Origin of the sequence: Paraburkholderia graminis, from assembly GCF_003330785.1 — a bacterium.
Lineage (GTDB): Bacteria > Pseudomonadota > Gammaproteobacteria > Burkholderiales > Burkholderiaceae > Paraburkholderia > Paraburkholderia graminis.
In genome coordinates this window covers 2615073-2635514 of record NZ_CP024934.1, presented here as the reverse complement: position 1 = coordinate 2635514, position 20442 = coordinate 2615073, and the positions used below count along the sequence as shown (strand labels likewise).

20 protein-coding genes are annotated in these 20442 nt (G+C 64.3%); 13 read left to right on the top strand and 7 right to left on the bottom strand.

Annotation, left to right across the window (positions count from 1 at the left end):
• Positions 1–403: 403 nt before the first annotated feature.
• Positions 404–1588 (top strand): D-alanyl-D-alanine endopeptidase, encoded by a 1185-nt coding sequence (gene pbpG / locus CUJ91_RS11685; RefSeq protein WP_114156240.1) that lies wholly within the window; start codon positions 404–406, stop codon positions 1586–1588.
• Positions 1589–1722: 134 nt separating this feature from the next.
• Here pbpG and CUJ91_RS11680 read toward each other — a convergent pair whose 3' ends face one another.
• A complete protein-coding gene (locus tag CUJ91_RS11680) occupies positions 1723–2535 on the bottom strand; it encodes an IclR family transcriptional regulator (RefSeq protein WP_114156239.1) in 813 nt (270 codons plus the stop codon).
• Positions 2536–2714: 179 nt separating this feature from the next.
• Here CUJ91_RS11680 and CUJ91_RS11675 point away from each other — a divergent pair, with 179 nt between their 5' ends.
• Both CUJ91_RS11675 and CUJ91_RS11670 read left to right on the top strand, forming a co-directional pair.
• Positions 2715–3437, top strand: coding sequence for a (Fe-S)-binding protein (locus CUJ91_RS11675; protein ID WP_006051262.1), 723 nt, complete (start codon positions 2715–2717; stop codon positions 3435–3437).
• Positions 3438–3455: 18 nt separating this feature from the next.
• The gene (locus tag CUJ91_RS11670; RefSeq protein WP_006051263.1) at positions 3456–4871 is read left to right on the top strand and encodes a lactate utilization protein B; all 1416 of its coding nucleotides are present in this window, start codon (positions 3456–3458) and stop codon (positions 4869–4871) included.
• 206 nt (positions 4872–5077) lie between these two features.
• Here the strand turns inward: CUJ91_RS11670 and CUJ91_RS11665 are convergent, their stop codons facing one another.
• A complete protein-coding gene (locus CUJ91_RS11665) occupies positions 5078–5602 on the bottom strand; it encodes a hypothetical protein (RefSeq protein WP_044021733.1) in 525 nt (174 codons plus the stop codon).
• Positions 5603–5871: 269 nt separating this feature from the next.
• On the opposite strand from CUJ91_RS11665, the gene CUJ91_RS11660 reads away from it, so the two are divergent.
• From CUJ91_RS11660 to iscX, 10 genes are all read left to right on the top strand, one after another.
• On the top strand, positions 5872–6111 hold the full coding sequence (locus CUJ91_RS11660; protein ID WP_114156238.1) for a hypothetical protein: 240 nt from the start codon (positions 5872–5874) through the stop codon (positions 6109–6111).
• Positions 6112–6276: 165 nt separating this feature from the next.
• Entirely contained in the window at positions 6277–6774 is a 498-nt protein-coding gene (locus CUJ91_RS11655; RefSeq protein WP_053859064.1) for a low molecular weight protein-tyrosine-phosphatase, read from the top strand.
• Between the two features lie 130 nt (positions 6775–6904).
• Entirely contained in the window at positions 6905–7435 is a 531-nt protein-coding gene (gene iscR, locus CUJ91_RS11650) for a Fe-S cluster assembly transcriptional regulator IscR (RefSeq protein WP_006051269.1), read from the top strand.
• Positions 7436–7507: 72 nt separating this feature from the next.
• Entirely contained in the window at positions 7508–8731 is a 1224-nt protein-coding gene (locus tag CUJ91_RS11645; protein WP_006051270.1) for an IscS subfamily cysteine desulfurase, read from the top strand.
• 94 nt (positions 8732–8825) lie between these two features.
• Positions 8826–9242, top strand: coding sequence for a Fe-S cluster assembly scaffold IscU (iscU, locus tag CUJ91_RS11640; RefSeq protein ID WP_006051271.1), 417 nt, complete (start codon positions 8826–8828; stop codon positions 9240–9242).
• A gap of 131 nt (positions 9243–9373) precedes the next feature.
• Complete coding sequence (iscA, locus tag CUJ91_RS11635; protein WP_029967490.1) at positions 9374–9697, top strand: iron-sulfur cluster assembly protein IscA; 324 nt, start codon at positions 9374–9376, stop codon at positions 9695–9697.
• Positions 9698–9837: 140 nt separating this feature from the next.
• A complete protein-coding gene (gene hscB / locus CUJ91_RS11630; RefSeq protein ID WP_029967488.1) occupies positions 9838–10365 on the top strand; it encodes a Fe-S protein assembly co-chaperone HscB in 528 nt (175 codons plus the stop codon).
• A 103-nt stretch (positions 10366–10468) separates the two neighbouring features.
• On the top strand, positions 10469–12340 hold the full coding sequence (hscA, locus tag CUJ91_RS11625) for a Fe-S protein assembly chaperone HscA (RefSeq protein WP_029967486.1): 1872 nt from the start codon (positions 10469–10471) through the stop codon (positions 12338–12340).
• Between the two features lie 155 nt (positions 12341–12495).
• Positions 12496–12837, top strand: a complete 342-nt coding sequence (gene fdx, locus CUJ91_RS11620; protein ID WP_006051275.1) for an ISC system 2Fe-2S type ferredoxin — start codon at positions 12496–12498, stop codon at positions 12835–12837.
• A gap of 15 nt (positions 12838–12852) precedes the next feature.
• Positions 12853–13050 (top strand): Fe-S cluster assembly protein IscX, encoded by a 198-nt coding sequence (iscX, locus tag CUJ91_RS11615; RefSeq protein ID WP_006051276.1) that lies wholly within the window; start codon positions 12853–12855, stop codon positions 13048–13050.
• A gap of 131 nt (positions 13051–13181) precedes the next feature.
• On the opposite strand, the gene CUJ91_RS11610 is transcribed toward iscX, so the two are convergent.
• The 5 genes from CUJ91_RS11610 to CUJ91_RS11590 form a co-directional block, all read right to left on the bottom strand.
• Positions 13182–13940 (bottom strand): glycine zipper 2TM domain-containing protein, encoded by a 759-nt coding sequence (locus CUJ91_RS11610; RefSeq protein ID WP_114156237.1) that lies wholly within the window; start codon positions 13938–13940, stop codon positions 13182–13184.
• A gap of 234 nt (positions 13941–14174) precedes the next feature.
• Positions 14175–15701 (bottom strand): lysine--tRNA ligase, encoded by a 1527-nt coding sequence (gene lysS / locus CUJ91_RS11605; protein ID WP_114156236.1) that lies wholly within the window; start codon positions 15699–15701, stop codon positions 14175–14177.
• A gap of 117 nt (positions 15702–15818) precedes the next feature.
• Positions 15819–16923, bottom strand: a protein-coding gene (prfB, locus tag CUJ91_RS11600) for a peptide chain release factor 2 (protein WP_107706556.1) whose coding sequence is annotated in 2 segments (ribosomal slippage) — positions 15819–16841 and positions 16843–16923 — 1104 coding nt in all. Because the reading frame shifts where the segments join, the coding sequence is not laid out codon by codon here.
• Positions 16924–17108: 185 nt separating this feature from the next.
• Complete coding sequence (gene recJ, locus CUJ91_RS11595) at positions 17109–18815, bottom strand: single-stranded-DNA-specific exonuclease RecJ (protein WP_114156235.1); 1707 nt, start codon at positions 18813–18815, stop codon at positions 17109–17111.
• A gap of 61 nt (positions 18816–18876) precedes the next feature.
• Complete coding sequence (locus CUJ91_RS11590) at positions 18877–20046, bottom strand: regulator (RefSeq protein ID WP_114156234.1); 1170 nt, start codon at positions 20044–20046, stop codon at positions 18877–18879.
• Between the last annotated feature and the right edge of the window lie 396 nt (positions 20047–20442).

Here is a 20442-nt window from a genome sequence, read left to right as displayed (position 1 = left end):
TGATGTAAACCATAAACTGTCACGGAACGTTAATCGTTGATGCCGGTCGAACGCGCGTCTGCGATTTGCAGCGGGCATTTAAGACAACGTCCGCTGCGCGTGTTGTCTCGCTGGCGTCCGCGGCGGGAGACCTCGTTGGCCGCGACAGCCGTGTTTCCCCTCATCAAGGTTGTCTCGAAATTGCCGTTATGCTGAAAGGACCACACCCTTTTTCAGGGTGACGGTGGTGGCGAGGCGCGGCGCTCCGATCGTTTTTATCGATCGAAGCGCGGCACTTATTTGCGTTTTTGCGATCGGAGCTTATAAGCTGGTTTAAGGAGCGCAGATAAGTGCTTCAAATTGCTAATTTTTCGTTGTTTTACTACACTTGCGGAACCCTCTCGCCGCTCCCTACAGAACACCCATGAAAACCGACATGTTTTCGTCGCTAAAAGTGATCCACGGCGCGGCGCGCAGCACCGCTTTGTCGGTGGCCGCCTCCATGGTCCTCGCGGCGGCGCTTGGCACGCCCGTGAGCACTTTTGCCGCGACGCCCGCTGCATCCGCAAAAACCTCGAAGCACGCGAAGGCCGCCAAGAAGCCCGCCGCCGCAACCAAGGTCTCGAGCAAAGCTGTGAAAGCCGGCAGCAAAGGCGCGGTCGCAAAGGCCGCCGCCGCTGATGACGACGCGCCGCGCGCGAGCGTCAAGCGCAAGCGCGTGACCTATACGTCGAACGGCCGTCACCACTCGGTGGTGCGGCGCGTTGCCTATGAGCCGCGCCAGCCGACCGTCGGCCAGGCATTCGGCCTGCACGAGACGCCGGACGCGCTGATGCTGCGCTCGAGCGTCGCGTACGTGGTCGACCAGAACACCGGCGAGTCGCTCTTCGATAAAAACTCGCGCGCCGTGGTGCCGATCGCGTCCATCACGAAGCTGATGACCGCGATGGTCGTGCTGGATTCGAAAGAGCCGATGACCGATCAGCTCGAAGTCACGGACGAAGACCGCGACTACGAAAAGAACACCGGCTCGCGCCTGTCCGTCGGCTCGGTGCTGTCGCGCGAAGACATGCTGCATATCGCGCTGATGGCGTCGGAAAACCGCGCCGCCGCGGCGCTGTCGCGCTACTACCCGGGCGGCCGGCCGGCGTTCCTTGCCGCCATGAACGCGAAGGCGCGGCAACTCGGCATGACCGACACGCACTTCGAGAATCCCACCGGCTTGACGAGCCAGAACGTGTCGAGCGCGCGCGATCTCGTGAAGATGGTCAATGCCGCGTATCAATATCCGCTGATCCGCCGGTTCTCGACGGACCGCAGCTACGAGGTGTACACGGGCAAGCGCACGCTCGCGTACAACAGCACGAATGCGCTCGTGCGTAACCCGACGTGGGAGATCGGTCTGCAAAAGACCGGCTTCATCAACGAAGCGGGTGAGTGCCTCGTGATGCAGGCCAACATTCATGGCCGTCCGATGGTGCTGGTGCTGCTCGACTCGTCGGGCAAGTACTCGCGTTTCGCCGACGCCACGCGGCTGCGCACGTGGCTCGACAACGGCGGCGATCAGGCGCGTATCACGAGCGCGGACGCCGGCGGGCCGGGCACCTGAGCGCGCTGTGTTTCTGTGTTTGCGGTCGGTTTAAGAATCGGTCGCCACAATTGAAAAGCCCCGCATTTGCGGGGCTTTTTCGTTGCACGCTGCGATTCGTCGATTCGTCGATTCATCGACTCGCGACTCAGGACTTATGCATGCGAGCCCGAATGATGCCCATGATCCTGCGAAGCTTGCGGCCGATACCCAAGCGCTTCGGAAATCACAAGCGCTGTCTGGCTGAGCTGACCTAGCCAGGAATCCTGCAGGCGGTCGGCCGGCGCCGAAAGCGACAGACCCGCGACGAGTTTGCCGGTGTCGTCGTAGATGCCCGCGGCGATGCAGCGCACGCCGAGCTCCAGTTCCTCATTGTCGCGCGCGCACGCTTGCTGGCGCACATGCGACAGTTCGCGCTCGAGCTTGGCTAAGTCGGTGATGCTGTTTTGCGTGTGGCCCGAGAGGCCGGTGCGGGTTGCGTAGGCGCGCACGCGCGTCGATTCGTCGGCGGCGAGGAAGAGCTTGCCGACGGAAGTCAGATGCAGCGGCGCGCGTCCGCCGATGGCGCGCACGACCTGCATGCCCGAACGCTCGGAATAAGCGCGCTCGATGTACACGATCTCGTCGCCCTGACGCACCGACAGGTTCACGGTCTGGCCCGTCTGCCGATGCAGCTCGCGCATCGGCGTGAGCGCCGCGTCGCGCACGGACAGCCGCGCCTTCACGAGATTGCCGAGTTCGAGCAAGCGCATGCCGAGCCGGTACGTGCCGGGATCGGACCGGTCGACGAGCCGGCACATCACCATGTCGTTCAGGATGCGGTGCGCGGTGGACGGATGCAGTTCCGTGCGGATGGCGAGTTCTTTCAGGCTGACCGGGTCGCTATGCGCGGCGAGTGCGTCGAGCAGGCGCATCATGCGTTCGATCACCTGGATCGAAGTTTTGGGATCCGGGTTCGTGTCGCTCATAAGAAGAATCGGTTGACGCGTCAAACAGCGGAAACTGATTGTATCTCGTATCGTGAAAAAAGCGAACGCACTTGGAAGCGGCCTTCGAATTCGGCGAGGCGTTCGTCCTATGCCTTCCGGGCGTTGGTATTGTGCGCCAAACAGCGGATAATCAGGGACGTTTTCCCGGAGGAGGGCTCATGCGAGTCGGATTGTTCGTCACCTGCCTGATCGACCTGATGCGGCCCGAAATCGGTTTTTCGGTGATCAAGCTGCTCGAAGGCGCCGGTTTTGAAGTGGTGGTGCCGCCGGCGCAAACGTGCTGTGGCCAGCCCGCGTACAACTCGGGCGAGCGGCGCATCGCCCGCGACCTCGCCGAGAAAACCTTGCGCGAATTCGAGCAGTTCGACTACGTGGTGGTGCCGTCAGGCTCGTGCGGCGGCATGATCCGCGCGCATTACGGCGACCTGTTCGCCGACGACCCCGAACTGATGAATCGCTTCGGCCGCCTGCGCGCCAGGGTGTTCGAGCTGACCGACTTCCTCGTCAACGTCGCGAAAGTGCGGTTGCAGCCCGGCGAATTCGCCGGACAGGTGACGTATCACGATTCGTGTTCCGGTCTGCGCGAACTCGGCGTGAAGGCGCAGCCGCGCGAACTGCTCGCCCAGGTGGGCGTCGCGGTGACCGAAATGAAGGGCTGCGAACACTGCTGCGGCTTCGGCGGCACGTTTGCGGTGAAGTACGGCGACATCTCCACGGCGATCGTCGACGAAAAATGCGCGAATATCCGCGACAGCGGCGCGGGCGCGGTGGTGCTCGGCGATCTCGGCTGCATGCTCAATATCGAAGGGCGCCTGAGGCGCACCGGCGATACCGCGACGCGCGTGCTGCACATCGCGCAGGTCCTGGCCGGCGACGTATAACGGGGTAAGGGGACCGCCATGCAAATCCAATCGATGCAATTCAAGGCGCGCGCCGGTCAGAAGCTCGCGGATCAGCGGCTGCAGCAGAACCTGACCAAGCTGTCCACCAAGTTCGTCTCCGCGCGCGCCGCGGCGCTGACCGCGATCGACTTTCCCGCCACGCGGGACGCACTGAAGGAGCGCCGCAACCGGGCGCTCGAAAATCTGGACGTGTGGCTCGAGACGTTCGAACGCGAGGCGGCCCGGCGCGGCGTCACCGTGCTCTTTGCCGAGACCACGCAGGAGGCCGCGCGGCTCGTCGGCGAAATTGCACGCCGGCACGATGTGAAGAAGGTGATCAAGACCAAGTCGATGGTCACCGAGGAAATGCGCCTGAACGAGGTGCTCGGACAGATGGGCGTGCAATCCATCGAGACCGATCTCGGCGAATACATTCTGCAGATCAACGACAACGAGCCGCCTAGCCACATCATCGCGCCCGTCGTCCACAAGGATAAGGACGAGATCGCCGACCTGTTCGCCAAAACGCACGGCCGGCCGCGGCTTACCGAAATTCCCGATATGACGCTGGAAGCCCGGCAGGTGCTTCGCCCGCACTTCATGAGCGCGGACATGGGTGTGACCGGCGGCAACTTCGTGATCGCGGAAACCGGCTCGGTGGTGCTCGTCACCAATGAGGGCAACGAAGGCATGTGTACGGTGATGCCGCGCGTGCATGTCGCCGTCACCGGCATCGAAAAGGTGCTGCCCACGCTCGAAGACCTCGCGACGGCCATGCGCTTGCTGCCGCGCTCGGCGACGGGCCAGACCACGTCCAACTATTTCTCGGTGCTGACCGGGCCGCGAGGCGAGGGCGATCAGGACGGGCCCGAGCATATGTATGTGGTGCTCGTCGACGGCGGGCGCACGGGGCTGATCGGCGGCGATTTTCAGGAGATGCTCCGCTGCATTCGTTGCGGCGCGTGCATGAATCATTGCCCGGTGTATCAGAAAGTCGGCGGCCATGCCTACGGCTGGGTGTATCCCGGCCCGATGGGTTCTGTGCTGACGCCGAGCTACGTCGGCCTCGATAAGGCGCTCGATCTGCCGCAAGCAGCCACGCTGTGCGGCGAGTGCAATAGCGTATGTCCGGTCGGCATTCCGTTGTCCGATCTGCTGCGCAAACTGCGCGAGAAGCAGGTTGAACGGCGCCTGCGTCCGTGGAAGGAGCGCGCGGGTCTCGCAGTGTGGGGTTTTCTGGCGATGCATCCGGACGCTTACGCGCTCGTCACGAAACTCGCTGTGCGGGTGCTGGAGCGCATGGGCGGGCGCAATCGGTCGATTGCGAAGCTCCCTTTGGGCGGCGCCGGCTGGACGAATACGCGGGATATGCCCGCGCCGGTTGGACGCACGTTCCGGGAGTTGTACGCCGCGCAACGCAGTCATATCGGCTGAAGAAGGTTGGGGCGGCGCTCTGCCGTCGCGCGAGTGCTGCTGCTACTGCTAGTGAGTTGTGCAACGTGCCGGTAGAAGTTTTCGCGAGAGCCAACCGCTGTTGCGACGGCGCCGGTGCCATACGCCAAGGCTGGCCCGCGTGGCAAGTCGCTTGAGACGCCGTGGCGTGCCCGCGGCGTGCCGTTCACCGCCGCTAAAGCGCTGCTCTAATGCGTTGTCATGCCCCGAGCCGGATTGCCTCTCAACACGGGTGCGCCGGCATCGCCGCGACCGCCCGCCTGCGGTGCTGGCGCCGGCGCGGGCGGCGGCGGGGGCGGCGGCGCGACGCCGGGCCGCGGCGCATTCGAGCCGCTCGGACCGCGCGGACCCGCGACCGCTCCCTGCGGAGGCGGTCCGCCGTTGGGCTGGCCGCGAGGTCCACCGTTGGGTTGGCCATGCGGCCCACCGTTTCCGCCCCGATTGCCGTGGTCTCCGTCGTAGTACGGCCGCCCTCGGTATCCGCCGTATCCTGGACCGTAATAGCGCCCCGGACCGCCGTAATAGCCCGGACCGTAATAATTGCTGTAGCCCATGTAGACGTTCGTCTGCGGGACGGGCGCGCCGTACGCGTCGTAGTAGCCGTCATAGGTGCTGTAGCCGTTGCTGTACATCGGCGTGCCGTCCGGATAGACGGCGCAGCCGCCGAGCAGGGCGGCGACGGCGACAGCGGCAAAGGGTGCGAAGCGTTTCATTTCAAGCCCGAGACAGTAGGTTTCGTAGTAATGAGACCGCAATTATGCGCATCCGTGGCGGTAGCTTTGTATGCTTTTGTAAGGACTTATTTTTCGTGCCAGGCGTGAGCCGATCGCCCCTGATCGTGTCCGCATCAAATCACTGTTCCATTTCCGACAACGCTGTATCGCGCCTGAGCCGGTTTTTCCCGATTGGCTATTCCTATAGGATTCGTCATGGGCATAGTAAGCGATGAGCTTAGCTAGCCCTCCTCTGGAAGAACGACATCATGAAAAAGACAATAGCGGTGTACTGGCCTCTCGCACTGGTCGTCGGGTTAGCGGCCGTGGCGTATCTGCACATTTGCGGCGATCTGTCCGCGCGCGGCTCGCAGGCGCCGTTGGCGGCAGACCAATTGACCGCCGAACTGGCGCGGGCGGCGTCCTACGGCATGATCGACGACGCGTCGTCCGCGCCGGTCAAGCCGTTGCGCACCGTGACCACGCTGCCTCTGGCGCAGGCGTCCTGAACTCGAACCTGAGCCCGCGAGCGGCCGAAGCAATGCCGGGCGGCGTCCGCGGCGCAATTTCGTGCGCCTTTGTATAATCGCGGCACCGCGCGGCGGGCGTCGCGTCGCGGCGTATTTGCCGCCATTCGCACCTCACCGCGCCGAAAAGCGCAAAAGAAGCCTCCGATGAAAACTGTGTCCATCTGCTTTGTCTGCCTCGGGAACATCTGTCGTTCGCCGACCGCGGAAGCCGTGATGCGCCGTCTCGTCGACGAGGCGAAACTCGGTGGGCGCATTTTGCTCGACTCCGCCGGCACGGGCGACTGGCACATCGGCCAGCCGCCGGACGAGCGCGCGCAGCACGCCGCGCGCGGCCGCGGCTACGACCTCGCGGCACTGCGTGGGCGGCAGATAGCGGACATCGACTTCGACCGCTTCGACCTGCTGATCGCAATGGACGACAAGAACGTCGCCGCGCTGCGCCAGGTGTGTCCGCCGGACCAGCAGGACAAGATTCGCCTGCTGATGGAATTCGTGCCCGAAAGCGACGCTCGCTGGAGCGGTTCGCGCGAAGTCGTCGATCCGTATTTCGGCGGCGCGGAAGGTTTCGAGCAGGTGCTGGATCAATGCGAGGCGGCTTGCCGCGGGCTCATCGCCGCATTGCGTCCCCAATTGATCGATTAGCTCGCGGCGTCGCTGGGAAAAGCGCGCGAGCAATTAAGTAATGACCCACATCCCAGGAGGGATACTTGACTAAATCGGTCATGTATTTATACTTGACAAAACTTGTCGAGAATAGCGGTTCCCCATACATATGAGACTCACCACGAAAGGCCGTTTCGCCGTCACGGCGATGATCGACCTGGCTTTACGCCAGGAGCAGGGCCCGGTGACGCTTGCAGGTATCAGCCAGCGCCAGCATATCTCCCTGTCGTACCTCGAGCAGCTGTTTGGCAAGCTGCGTCGTCATGAAATCGTCGAGTCCGTGCGCGGGCCGGGCGGCGGCTACAATCTCGCGCGCCGCGCCGAAGACGTGACCGTGGCCGACATCATCATCGCGGTGGACGAGCCGCTCGACGCCACCCAATGCGGCGGCAAGGGCTCGTGCGAGGGCACCAAGCAGCACGACGGCCATTGCATGACGCATGAGCTGTGGTCCACGCTGAACCAGAAAATGGTCGAGTACCTGGATTCGGTCTCGCTGAAAGATCTGGTCGATCAGCAACGTTCGCGCGAAGGCGCGCCGGCCGTTCTGCGCGACAGGCGCAGTGAGGCGCCGGCGGTCGAGCCCGTTCGCGTGGCGCCCAAAGGTCCTAATTCCGTTTTCAACATGGCCGGTTCGTAAGACGCGGCGCGGCATACCGCAGCGCGATCACGAATTCAGAAGCCAGAGCACACGACGTCCCCGGAGCGATACATGAACAACGAGATTCCCCACCTGCCCATTTACATGGACTACAGCGCCACGACCCCGGTCGATCCGCGCGTGGTGGACAAGATGATTCCGTATCTGCGCGAGCAGTTCGGCAACCCCGCGTCGCGTAGCCATTCGTATGGCTGGACGGCTGAGCGCGCGGTCGAAGAAGCGCGCGAAAACGTCGCCGCGCTCGTCAATGCCGATCCGCGCGAAATCATCTGGACCTCGGGCGCAACCGAGTCGGACAACCTCGCGATCAAGGGCGCCGCGCACTTCTACAAGAGCAAGGGCAAGCACATCATCACGGTGAAGACCGAGCACAAGGCCGTGCTGGACACCTGCCGCGAGCTGGAGCGTGAAGGCTTCGAAGTCACGTATCTGGATGTGCAGGACGACGGTCTGATCGACCTCGAGAAGTTCAAGGCCGCGCTTCGCCCGGACACGATTCTCGTGTCGGTGATGTCGGTGAACAACGAGATCGGCGTGATTCAGGACATCGAGGCAATCGGCGAAATCACCCGTGAAAAAGGCATTATTTTTCACGTGGACGCCGCGCAAGCCACCGGCAAGATCGATATCGATTTGCAAAAACTGAAGGTCGACCTCATGTCCTTCTCGGCGCACAAGACGTATGGTCCGAAGGGCATCGGCGCGCTGTACGTGCGCCGCAAGCCGCGCGTGCGTATCGAGGCGCAGATGCACGGCGGCGGTCACGAGCGCGGCATGCGTTCGGGCACGCTGGCTACGCATCAGATCGTCGGCATGGGCGAGGCGTTCCGCATCGCGCGCGAGGAAATGGCAACGGAAAACGAGCGCATTCGCATGCTGCGCGACCGTTTGCTGCGCGGGCTGTCGGAGATCGACGAAGTCTATGTGAACGGCGACATGGAAAAGCGTGTGCCGCACAACCTGAACATCAGCTTTAATTTCGTCGAAGGCGAATCGCTGATCATGGCGGTGAAAGACGTGGCGGTGTCGTCGGGTTCGGCGTGCACGTCGGCTTCGCTGGAACCGTCGTACGTGTTGCGCGCGCTTGGCCGTAACGACGAACTCGCGCACAGCTCGATCCGCTTCACGGTGGGCCGCTTCACGACCGAGCAGGACGTGGACTACGTGATCAATCTGCTGAAGACGAAAATTGCGAAGCTGCGCGATCTGTCGCCGCTGTGGGAAATGCACCAGGACGGCATTGATATTTCGACGATTCAGTGGGCAGCGCACTGACGCGCCGGCTAGTCGAAACGATCGCGCAACTTACCGCGCAGTTCACCGCGCAATTTACGAACACGCAGATTGAAACGAATCAAGGAGTGTAATCATGGCTTATAGCGACAAGGTTCTGGACCACTACGAAAACCCGCGCAACGTCGGCTCGTTCTCGAAGGACGACGACGCGGTCGGCACCGGCATGGTCGGCGCACCCGCATGCGGCGACGTGATGAAGCTGCAGATCCGCGTGGGCGCGGACGGCATCATCGAAGACGCGAAGTTCAAGACGTACGGCTGCGGTTCGGCGATCGCGTCGAGCTCGCTCGTCACCGAGTGGGTGAAGGGCAAGACGCTCGATCAGGCTATGTCGATCAAGAACACGCAGATCGCCGAAGAACTCGCGTTGCCGCCGGTGAAAATCCACTGCTCGATTCTCGCGGAAGACGCGATCAAGGCAGCGGTCGCCGACTACAAGCAACGTCACGGCGAAGCAGCAGTAGTGGAAGGCGACCAGCAGCACGCCTGAAGCCACGAGTTCGAAAGCGATCGGGCGAGTTGAAGCGAACGGCGCGGTGGGTTGGCGCCGTCACGCATGAGCGATATTTGATGCAGGCAGGGCAGCGGGGCGTCGGCACGCACCGCGCAATGAGAAACGCTATGGCAATTACGTTGACCGAAAAGGCAGCACAGCACGTGCAGAAGTATCTGATCCGTCGTGGTAAAGGCGTGGGCCTGCGTCTGGGCGTGCGCACCACCGGCTGCTCCGGCTTGGCCTACAAGCTGGAGTATGTGGACGAACTCGCGCCCGAAGACGAGGTATTCGAATGCAACGGCGTGAAGATCATTGTCGACCCGAAGAGCCTCGCTTATATCGACGGAACCGAGCTCGATTTCGCGCGCGAAGGCCTGAATGAAGGCTTCAAGTTCAACAATCCGAACGTGAAGGACGAGTGCGGTTGCGGCGAGTCGTTCCGCGTATAACCGGAACTTCCGCGTGGAGCGGACCAAAGGCGGCGCGGGCCGCCTTTTTAGTTTGCTTCGCAAGATCGCACAATCGCACGATCGCACCGCGGGACTGCGCTTTGCATGCGCTCCTTTGAATGAACGGAAACTTCTATCCGATGGCCTCGCTGAACGATAGCCACTTCGACCTCTTTGGTCTTCCGGCGCAATTTGCGCTCGATCCCGCCGCGCTCGATCACGCGTATCGCACGGTGCAGGCGCAAGTGCATCCGGACCGCTTCGCGGCGGCCGGCGACGCGCAAAAGCGCATCGCGATGCAATGGGCGACGCGCGCGAACGAGGCGTATCAGACGCTGCGCGATCCGCTCAAGCGCGCGACGTATCTGTTGCATCTGCGCGGCATCGACATCGGCGCGCACGACAACACGGCGATGGAGCCGGCGTTTCTGATGCAGCAGATGGAATGGCGCGAAGCGATCGAAGACGCCGCCGCGGCGAAGAACGTCGACGCGCTCGATGCGCTGCTCGGCGAATTGCGCGACGAAGAGCGCGTGCGTTTCGACAAGCTCGGCGCATTGCTCGACAGCGGCGCGGACCAGGCGGCGGGCGAGGCGGTGCGGCAGTTGATGTTCATCGAACGGGTGGCGTCGGAAACCGGCTCGCAGATCGAGCGGCTCGAGAGCTAGCCTCGTTCAGCGCGTCGCATCGCATCGGCGCTGACGCGGCTTTGGCACTACATCCAGCAACGCAAAATTCAGGACGGGGCTTCGCGGCTCCGAGAAGATCCAGATGGCCTTACTGCAAATCTCCGAACCCGGCATGGCGCCGGCGCCCCATCAGCGGCGTCTGGCGGTCGGTATCGATCTCGGCACGACCAATTCTCTCGTCGCCGCCGTGCGCAGCGGCGTGCCCGACGTGCTGCCTGACGAAGATGGCCACGTGTTGCTGCCCTCTGTCGTGCGCTACCTCGAGAAGGGCGGCCGGCGCATCGGCCGCGCGGCCAAGGCCGAGGCGGCGACCGATCCGCGCAACACGATCGTCTCCGTCAAGCGCTTCATGGGCCGCGGCAAGGCGGAAGTCGAGGGCGCCGAAAACGCGCCGTACGATTTCATCGACGCGCCCGGCATGGTGCAGATTCGCACCGTCGACGGCGTGAAGAGCCCCGTCGAAGTGTCGGCGGAAATTCTCGCGACGCTGCGCCAGCGTGCGGAAGACACGCTCGGCGACGAACTCGTCGGCGCGGTCATCACGGTGCCGGCCTATTTCGACGAGGCGCAGCGCCAGGCCACGAAAGACGCCGCGCGCCTCGCCGGCCTGAACGTGCTGCGCCTGCTGAACGAACCGACGGCGGCCGCAATCGCCTACGGCCTCGACAACGGCTCCGAAGGCCTGTACGCGGTCTACGACCTCGGCGGCGGCACCTTCGACCTGTCGATTCTGAAGCTCACGAAAGGCGTGTTCGAAGTGCTGGCGGCGGGCGGCGACTCCGCGCTCGGTGGCGACGATTTCGACCACGCGCTCTATCGCCATGTGCTGCAGCAGGCCGGCATCGCGCCGCAATCGCTCGCGCCGGAAGATGTGCGGCTGCTGCTCGACAGCGTGCGCACGACCAAGGAGGCGTTGTCGGACGCGCCTGAGGCAACCCTCGCCGCGACGCTTTCGAACGGCACCAGGATCGATCTGACGATCGGCGAGGCTACTTTCGAGGCCATCACACAGTCGCTCGTGCAACGCACGCTCGGCCCGACCAAGAAAGCGCTGCGTGACGCAAAAGTCGCGACGAAGGACATCAAGGGCGTCGTGCTGGTGGGCGGCGCGACCCGCATGCCGGTGATTCGCCGCGCGGTCGAAGCGTTCTTCGGCCAGCCGCCGCTGACCAATCTCAACCCGGACCAGGTCGTCGCGCTCGGCGCGGCGATCCAGGCCGATCTGCTCGCGGGCAACCGGGGCGCGGACGGCGACGACTGGCTGCTGCTCGACGTGATTCCGCTGTCGCTCGGCGTCGAGACGATGGGCGGGCTGACCGAGAAAATCATCCCGCGCAATTCGACGATTCCGGTCGCGCGCGCGCAGGATTTCACGACCTTCAAGGACGGCCAGACCGCGATGGCGATCCACGTCGTGCAAGGCGAGCGCGAGCTCGTCAGCGACTGCCGCTCGCTCGCGCGCTTCGAGCTGCGCGGCATTCCGCCGATGGCGGCGGGCGCCGCGCGCATCCGCGTGACGTATCAGGTGGATGCGGACGGCCTCTTGTCCGTGTTCGCGCGCGAGCTGGGCTCGGGCGTGGAGGCGTCGGTGGTCGTGAAGCCGTCGTACGGTCTCGCCGACGACGACATCGCGCGCATGCTGGAGGACAGCTTCTCGACCGCCGAAGTCGACATGCGCGCCCGCGCGCTGCGCGAGGCGCAAGTCGAGGCGCGGCGTTTGATCGAAGCAACCGGCGCGGCGCTCGCCGCCGACGCCGAACTGCTCGACGACAGCGAACGCGCGGAACTCGACGCGCTCCTGAACGGCTTGCGCGACGTGGCGCAGAGCGACGACGTCGACGCAATCGAAGCGGCGACGAAAAAGCTCGCCGAAGGCACCGACGAATTCGCCGCCCGCCGCATGAACAAAGGCATTCGCCGCGCGCTCGCCGGCCGCAAGCTCGACGAGATCTGACGCTTGCTGCGCTCACGTGGCCAGCCGCGGTTCGCCGCTGCAAACCCATGAGCGCGATGGACTTAAAGACACGCGGACTTAAAAACTCCGCGCGTCGCCAGTAAAATGGTGCGAAGCCTGTTTGAGGCCGCGCCTCAGACCCAAACGGAAAATGTATGCCTCAAATCGTTGTGCTGCCTCACGTCGAACTGTGCCCGGAAGGCGCGGTGATCGAAGCCGTGCCCGGCAAGAGCATTTGCGACAACCTGCTCGATAACGGCATCGAAATCGAGCATGCCTGCGAGAAGTCGTGCGCGTGCACGACCTGTCACGTGATCGTGCGTGAGGGTTTCGCCGCCTTGACGCCGTCCGAGGAAGACGAGGACGATCTGTTGGACAAGGCGTGGGGGCTCGAGCCGGCTTCGCGTCTGTCGTGCCAGGCGATCGTGCCGGCCGAGCAGGACCTGGTCGTTGAAATCCCGCGTTACTCGATCAATCACGCGAAGGAAAACCACTAACAGGAGGACGCAGCCATGAAGTGGACCGATACGCAAGACATCGCGATGGCCCTGACCGACAAGCATCAGAACGTCGATCCGCAGCAGGTGCGCTTCACCGACCTGCATCGCTGGGTCACGGAGCTGGAAGGATTCGACGACGACCCGAACCGGTCGAACGAAAAAATTCTCGAGGCGATTCAGGCTGCATGGATTGAAGACGCGGATTACTGAGGTTGCGAAGCGGTTTCGGCCGATGCCGAGGCAGGAAGGAAAAAGGCGATTCCATCATTGGAATCGCCTTTTTTATGCGCGCTGACTTCGTGTGCGTGTGAGGTTTAAGCGCCGCGGAGTTTAGTCCGCGTTTAGTCCGCGACGAGCGTGCCGTTTTGCACGCGAACGCGCTGACCTTGCTGGAAGGGCGGCGCTTCGTGATACGTGAAGTAGCGCGTCTTGCCGTTTTCCATCCGTACCCGCACGGAATACGACGTCGTGCTGCGGATATGTTTTTCGACCGAGTTGCCGGCGAGCCCGCCGCCGAGCGCGCCGAGCAGCGTCATCGCGGTGCGGCCGTTGCCGCTGCCGAACTGGTTGCCGACCACGCCGCCGGCCACTGCACCGCCGACTGCGCCGATGCCGGTGCCGTGTCCTTCCTGACGCGCCGCGGAGATCGCGACCACCGTGCCGCACGTCGAGCAATGCGCCTGCTGTACAGGCTGCTGTGGCTGAGCGTATTGAGGCGCGGGCTCGGCCTGTGGTTGCGGCGCGGGTTGCTGTTGGGCGTATTGCTGCTGCGCGGGTGCGGGTGCGCGTTGCGGCTCGGCGGGCTGTGCGGCGGCGGTCTGCGCTGGCTGCTGCGCAGCCGGATTCGCCGGCGCCGCCGAATCGACCACAGGTTGCTGTTGCTGCGCGCTTTGCGGCACAACCTGCGCCGCTTGCGTCTGATTCGTCGGCTCGCCGTTGCTCGACGCCTTCGGGAACATGCCGGTGACGGCCGCCGTGGCGACGAGGCTCGCGATGATCACCGCGCCCGCGGCAGTCGCGACGAGCGGATGAAGCCGCCGCTGAGTCGGCGGCGCCGGCGGGGCAGCTTGTGTGGCGGGTTGCGTGTTGGGCTTGTCCATCTTGACCTCCGTCTTCGGCAGAGTGACTTCTAGTGAGACCCAGTCTCGCGGAATTCGATCCCCGAGGCGTTTCGAATTGTAACGATTTGCCGGAAAGCCGTCGTGCGACGGCTGTGGGCAGCGGGGCTTTTACCTATCGTTACAAACGGCGTCTCATGCAGCGTGCGCAAAAGAAAACGCCCGACATCCAGCCGGGCGTTTCCACAAATCAACCGCAAGCAAAAACCGCGGTCCTCAGTCCTCGCGACGCAGATGCGGGAACAGAATGACATCGCGGATGCTCGGGCTGTCGGTCAGCATCATCACCAGACGGTCGATGCCGATGCCGCAGCCGCCCGCCGGCGGCATGCCGTATTCGAGCGCGCGGATATAGTCCGCGTCGTAGAACATCGCTTCTTCGTCGCCGGCGTCTTTCTGGTCGACCTGCTTCCTGAAGCGCACGGCCTGGTCTTCCGGATCGTTCAGCTCCGAGAAGCCATTGGCGATCTCGCGGCCGGTAATGAAGAGCTCGAAGCGCTCCGTAATGCCCTCGACCTTGTCCGACGCGCGCGCGAGCGGCGACACTTCGAGCGGATAGTCGATGATGTACGTCGGCTCCCACAACTGCGACTCGGCGGTTTCCTCGAAGAGCGCGAGTTGCAGCGAACCCACGCCCGCGTTCAGGAACTGCGGCTGCGACGCATCCACGCCGAACTTCTTCAACTCGGTGCGCAAAAACGCGCTGTCGGCGAGCTGCTCGTTCGTGTATTGCGGCGCGTATTTCTGGATGGCCTGCGTGATTGTCAAACGGTGGAACGGCTTGGCCAGATCCAGCTCGCGCCCCTGGTACGTGATGGTGGCCGTACCCAGTGCGTCGATGGCGGCCTGGCGGATCAACTGCTCGGTGAAATCCATCACCCACTTGTAGTCGGTGTAGGCCGCGTAGAACTCGATCATCGTGAATTCCGGATTGTGGCGCACGGACACGCCCTCGTTACGGAAATTCCGGTTGACCTCGAACACGCGCTCGAAGCCGCCGACCACGAGACGCTTCAGATACAGCTCGGGTGCGATGCGCAGGAACATCTGCATGTCGAGCGCGTTGTGATGCGTGGTGAACGGCTTGGCCGCCGCGCCGCCGGGAATAGGGTGGAGCATCGGCGTTTCGACTTCCATGAAGCCGGCATCCGCCATGAATTTACGGATCGACGAAATCGCCCTGGTTCGCGCGACGAACGTCTTGCGCGTTTCCGGCGTGACGATCAGATCGACGTAGCGCTGCCGATACTTCATTTCCTGGTCCGACAGGCCATGGAACTTGTCGGGCAGCGGACGCAGCGACTTCGACAGCAAACGCAGTTCGGTACAGCGCACCGACAGCTCGCCCTTGTTCGTGCGGAACAGCACGCCGCGCGCCGCGACGATGTCGCCCATGTCCCACTTCTTGAAGGCGTCGTACGTTTCCTGGCCGACATCGGCCGGCGTGATGAAGAACTGGATCTGACCCGAGCCGTCGCGCACGGTCGCAAAGCTCGCCTTGCCCATCACGCGCTTGAGCATCATGCGGCCGGCGATCGCGACTTCGAGCGGATTCGCTTCGAGCGCTTCCTTGTCGGTGTGCTCGAACTGCGCCTGCAGATCTTCGGCGTGATGCGTGGGACGGAAATCGTTCGGATAGGCGACGCCTTGCTCGCGCAATTCGCGCAGCTTTTCGCGGCGCTCCGCGATGATCTTGTTGGCGTCCACCTCGGGCACGAGGTTCGGTTGGATCGGTTCGTTCATGATGGTCTTGGTGTTCGTGGTCCGCGTGGGTCGAGCCGCTTGCGAACAGCCAGTCGGTGAAAAACCTCAGGCAATAAAAAGAGGCGGCGCGGCTGTGCGTGCCGCGCCGGTTGTCGCTTAGACGCCTTGCTTCAGGCTTGCGCTGATAAACGGATCGAGATCGCCGTCGAGCACGCTCTTCGTATTGCTGATTTCGACGTTGGTGCGCAGATCCTTGATGCGGCTGTTGTCCAGCACATACGAGCGGATCTGATGACCCCAGCCCACATCGGTCTTGCCGGCTTCGAGCTTGTCCTGCTCGGCCTGACGCTTGCGGATTTCCGCTTCGTACAGGCGCGATTTCAGCATGGCCATGGCTTCCGCGCGGTTGCGGTGCTGCGAGCGGTCGTTCTGGCATTGCACGACGATGCCCGACGGCATGTGCGTGATACGCACCGCGGAATCGGTCTTGTTGATGTGCTGACCGCCCGCGCCGGACGCGCGGTACGTGTCGATCCGCAGATCGGCCGGGTTGATGTCCACTTCGATCGAATCGTCGACTTCCGGATACACGAACACCGACGAGAACGACGTATGACGCCCGCCCGAAGAATCGAACGGCGATTTACGCACGAGGCGGTGCACGCCGGTTTCGGTGCGCAAAAAGCCGTACGCGTATTCGCCTTCGATCTTGATGGTGGCGTTCTTGATGCCCGCGACGTCGCCGTCGGTCTGCTCGAGCACTTCCGTCTTGAAGCCCTTGCGTTCGCAATAGCGCAGGTACTGGCGCAGCAGCATGGCGGCCCAGTCGCACGCCTCGGTGCCGCCCGCGCCGGCCTGGATGTCCAGGAACGCGTTGTTCGGGTCGGCGGGGTTCGCGAACATGCGGCGAAATTCCATGTCGGCCACGCGCTGCTCGAGCGCTTGCGCGTCCGCTTCGCAGGCGACGAGCGTTTCGTCGTCGCCTTCTTCACGCGCCATCTCGAACAGGTCTTGCGCGTCGCGCAAGTCGTTGTGCAGCGAGGTGAGTTTGCCGACCGTGTCGTCGAGCAGCTTCTTTTCCCGGCCGAGCGCCTGGGCGTGTTTCGAGTCGTTCCAGACGTCCGGGTCTTCGAGTTCCCGGTTGACTTCGATCAGACGACGAGATTTGTCGTCGTAGTCAAAGATACCCCCGTAGGTCGGCCGCGCGCGTGCGCAGGTCCGCCAGAGAGGCTTCGATCGCGTTGAGACGTTCCGCTTCCATGTCGATCTTTGTGGCTTCGTAAAAAGGGGAAATTATAGCCGATCGGCGTGCCGCGCCGGAGGCCTCGTGGCGATCCGGCGCGTGTTTGCGGTTGATTTTGCGGAGATTTTCGGGGCGGTGCGTGCTGTGTGCGAGTTGGGCGCGAGTTGGGCGTGCACTGCCGCGGCAGTTCGTTGACGAGCGTGCTAGCTCACCGCATGCTCGACGATCAACTGCACGCGCGACACGCCGTTCCACGTATCGCTCGCGAGCCGGTACGCGACCGTGGTACGCGCGGGCAGCGTGTCCGTGTGGTTGAACCAGATCGCGTTGAAGCGCTGGCGGCCGCGCATCAGTTGCAGCTTGAGGTGCTTGTCCTTCACGAGCGCCTGTGAGGCAACGTCGAATTCGCCCGAGAACACCGGCGCCGGAAAGCCCTGCCCCCACACGGCTGCGTCGAGCATGTCGACGAATTGCGGCGTGAAATACGCGTCCTCGAGTTCGCCGTCGGTTTCGACGGTGCGCGACAGCGCGTCGTCGCTCAGCCATTCGCGGCCGACCGCTTCGAACGCGGCCGTGAAACGCGGCACGTCGGCGGTCGCGAGCGTGAGGCCCGCGGCCATCGCGTGGCCGCCGAACTTGACGATCATGCCGGGCTCGCGCTTCGAGATCAGATCGAGTGCATCGCGCAGATGAAAGCCCGCGATAGAACGCCCCGAGCCTTTGACGAGCTGGCCGCTGTCGTCGGCAAGCGCGAACGTGAACGCGGGCCGGTGAAACTTCTCCTTCAGCCGTCCCGCGACGATGCCGATCACGCCCTGATGCCACGCCGGATTGAACAGCGTGATGGTGGTCGCGCCGTCGGGGTCGATCGACGAGAGGTCGTCGAGCGCCTGCTGCTGCATGCCGGCTTCGATCTCGCGCCGCTCGCGGTTCATCGTGTCGAGCTGCTGCGCGAGTTCCCATGCGCGGCCGATGTCGTCGGTTGTCAGGCATTCGATCCCGAGCGACATGTCCGACAGCCGTCCGGCCGCGTTCAGCCGCGGGCCGAGCGCGAAGCCGAGGTCGAAGCCCGACGCGTTGCGCGCGTCGCGAGCGGCCGCGCGAAAGAGGGCGGCGATGCCCGGCTGCATCTTGCCTTTGCGGATGCGCTGCAAACCTTGCGCGACGAGCACGCGGTTATTGCCGTCGAGCTTCACGACATCGGCGACGGTGCCGAGCGCGACCAGATCGAGCAGGCCGTCCAGGCGCGGCTCGGGAAAGCCGTCGCCGAACGCGCCGCGCCGGCGCAATTCCGCGCGCAACGCGAGCAGCACGTAAAACATCACGCCGACGCCCGCGATGCACTTGCTCGGGAACTCGCAGCCCGGCTGATTCGGATTGACGATGGCGCGCGCGGCCGGCAACTGGTCGCCGGGCAGATGGTGATCGGTGACGAGCACGTCGATGCCGAGCGCGTTCGCCGCTTCCACGCCGTCCACGCTCGCGATGCCGTTATCGACGGTGATCAGCAGTTCCGGCTTGCCCGACGCGCTTTGCGCGGCCAGCGCGACGATCTCGGGCGTGAGCCCATAGCCGTATTCGAAGCGGTTCGGCACGAGGTAATCGATCTTGCCGCCGAACATGCGCAGCCCGCGCACCGCGACTGCGCAGGCGGTGGCGCCGTCGCAATCGTAATCGGCGACGACCAGCATGCGGCGCTTCTGCTGGATCGCGTCGGCGAGCAGCGCGGCGGCCTCGTCGCAACCCTTGAGCGCGGCGGGCGGCACGAGGCGCGCGAGGCCGGTTTCGAGCTCGTCGGGCAGGCACACGCCGCGCGCCGCATAGAGGCGCGCGAGCACCGGATGCAGGCCGTGGCGCACGAGGATTTCGGCGTCGACGGGAGAACAGGCGCGCGTAACGATTCGGGTCATTGTGAAGGGGCGTCGGTTGGTGCGTCGATAGGGGCGTGGGTACGTTAGATCGTGCGGTCGATCATTCGATGAACAGCGATGCGAGCACGCGCCGCCGCCAGAACTTGCGCAGATCGCCACGTGTGATGCTGAGCGTCACCGAGCCAGTGTCGCCGCATAGCGTCAGGCCGAGTTGAGCGAGCGCGCCCGATTCGAGCGCTGCGAGCGCCGGTTCGATCCAGTCGTCCTGCAACGCCGCGAAGGCCGCGTTCCAGCGGGCCCAGTCCTGTTCGATGTAAGGCGCCGAGAACGGATCGAGCTCGACGAGCGTCGCGTTGTTGTCGCTGCCGGCGTCTTTAGCCAACGGCGACGACGACGACGACGCCAGCGCCGCGAACGACGCCGGCGGTGCCGCGACCGGCGCGCCGGCCGTCATCGCGAGGCCGCGCGTGGCGGCGGCGTCGGAGAAAACTTGCGTGAACGGGCTTTGCACAGGACGCGCCGCGCCTTGCGCATGAAACCAGATGGAGTTGACGGCGGGCAGGCCGCGCGCTTCACGCGCCTCGTTGACGGGATGCTCGAACCAGGCCATCTGCACTTCGTTCTGCAGCTTCATCCACGCGCGCGAGCGCTCGCCGGAATGCGCTTCGTGCGGCAACCAGATTTCGATGTTGCGGCCGCTCGCGCGCAGCGGCGACGCGCCGGCGAGCGTGCCGAAGCCGTCGCCGGACAGATACCAGCGCGTGGGATTCGGCGCCTCGATTCGCACGCCGAGTTCTTCGATGAGCGGCCGCGCCACCGCGAGCAGCGCGCTGGCTTCTTCGTCCGAGAGTTCGAGCGACGCCGGATCGATCAGCACCAGATGGTCATGCGCGATGCGCACGTGCACCGGCTGCACGCAGGCCCAGGTGGCGTCGCCGGGATCGCCGCCGTCGGCGCGCAGCATGTACGGGGCGAGCGGGGCTTCGTCGGCGGCTGGGCTTGCATTGGTGGCGTCGGCGGCGCCAGTCGCGCCCGTCGCGCCCGTCGCGCCGGTCGATAAAGCGCCGAACTGGCGAGCGATCCACCGTTCATGCGGCAGCGTGCGCTGGAAATCCTCGCCGATCACGCGTTCCACGAGCGTCGCGCGCGCGATCAGCCGGTCGAGGGCGGGGCTGCGGATGTCGTGGAGGGCAGTGGCGGCATCGGCTGCGGCAGGCAGCGCGAAAGGAAGCAGAAGATGGAGGCGGTTGGCGTGCATGATGCTGCGCATTGTAGGGCAAAGCGTGCGGCGATTTCGATTGGCGCGGCGGATGGCGGGCGTGGGCGTTGGCGTCGCGGAGGGCGTGAAGCGGCTGGCGGACGGCGGGAGCATTTGCGCTGGGGCGGGCGTAGAGCGGCTGGCGGACAGCGGGAGCATTTGCGCCGCGGCGGGCTCGTGAGGGATCGCCGCAGGGCGCTTTGCGGCGAAGGCGGTGAACGCGCAAGACGGCGCACCGCGGGAACGCGTCAACTCCGGCAACGCGTCCACGCAGCGACACGTCAACTGCGGCAACCGGTCAACCGCGCGGACCTCACCGACCCGCCGCTCGTCACCCGTCCCTTTACGCGGCGGCGCGGCATTGTATGGCAAACTTCGCGCTTGATTGACGGTGGCGGCATCGGCGAT

Coding starts and splice junctions, on each gene's coding strand:
- pbpG (WP_114156240.1), top strand. CDS start 404: ATGAAAACCGACATGTTTTCGTCGCTAAAAGTGATCCACGGCGCGGCG.
- CUJ91_RS11680 (WP_114156239.1), bottom strand. CDS start 2,535: ATGAGCGACACGAACCCGGATCCCAAAACTTCGATCCAGGTGATCGAA.
- CUJ91_RS11675 (WP_006051262.1), top strand. CDS start 2,715: ATGCGAGTCGGATTGTTCGTCACCTGCCTGATCGACCTGATGCGGCCC.
- CUJ91_RS11670 (WP_006051263.1), top strand. CDS start 3,456: ATGCAAATCCAATCGATGCAATTCAAGGCGCGCGCCGGTCAGAAGCTC.
- CUJ91_RS11665 (WP_044021733.1), bottom strand. CDS start 5,602: ATGAAACGCTTCGCACCCTTTGCCGCTGTCGCCGTCGCCGCCCTGCTC.
- CUJ91_RS11660 (WP_114156238.1), top strand. CDS start 5,872: ATGAAAAAGACAATAGCGGTGTACTGGCCTCTCGCACTGGTCGTCGGG.
- CUJ91_RS11655 (WP_053859064.1), top strand. CDS start 6,277: ATGAAAACTGTGTCCATCTGCTTTGTCTGCCTCGGGAACATCTGTCGT.
- iscR (WP_006051269.1), top strand. CDS start 6,905: ATGAGACTCACCACGAAAGGCCGTTTCGCCGTCACGGCGATGATCGAC.
- CUJ91_RS11645 (WP_006051270.1), top strand. CDS start 7,508: ATGAACAACGAGATTCCCCACCTGCCCATTTACATGGACTACAGCGCC.
- iscU (WP_006051271.1), top strand. CDS start 8,826: ATGGCTTATAGCGACAAGGTTCTGGACCACTACGAAAACCCGCGCAAC.
- iscA (WP_029967490.1), top strand. CDS start 9,374: ATGGCAATTACGTTGACCGAAAAGGCAGCACAGCACGTGCAGAAGTAT.
- hscB (WP_029967488.1), top strand. CDS start 9,838: ATGGCCTCGCTGAACGATAGCCACTTCGACCTCTTTGGTCTTCCGGCG.
- hscA (WP_029967486.1), top strand. CDS start 10,469: ATGGCCTTACTGCAAATCTCCGAACCCGGCATGGCGCCGGCGCCCCAT.
- fdx (WP_006051275.1), top strand. CDS start 12,496: ATGCCTCAAATCGTTGTGCTGCCTCACGTCGAACTGTGCCCGGAAGGC.
- iscX (WP_006051276.1), top strand. CDS start 12,853: ATGAAGTGGACCGATACGCAAGACATCGCGATGGCCCTGACCGACAAG.
- CUJ91_RS11610 (WP_114156237.1), bottom strand. CDS start 13,940: ATGGACAAGCCCAACACGCAACCCGCCACACAAGCTGCCCCGCCGGCG.
- lysS (WP_114156236.1), bottom strand. CDS start 15,701: ATGAACGAACCGATCCAACCGAACCTCGTGCCCGAGGTGGACGCCAAC.
- recJ (WP_114156235.1), bottom strand. CDS start 18,815: ATGACCCGAATCGTTACGCGCGCCTGTTCTCCCGTCGACGCCGAAATC.
- CUJ91_RS11590 (WP_114156234.1), bottom strand. CDS start 20,046: ATGCGCAGCATCATGCACGCCAACCGCCTCCATCTTCTGCTTCCTTTC.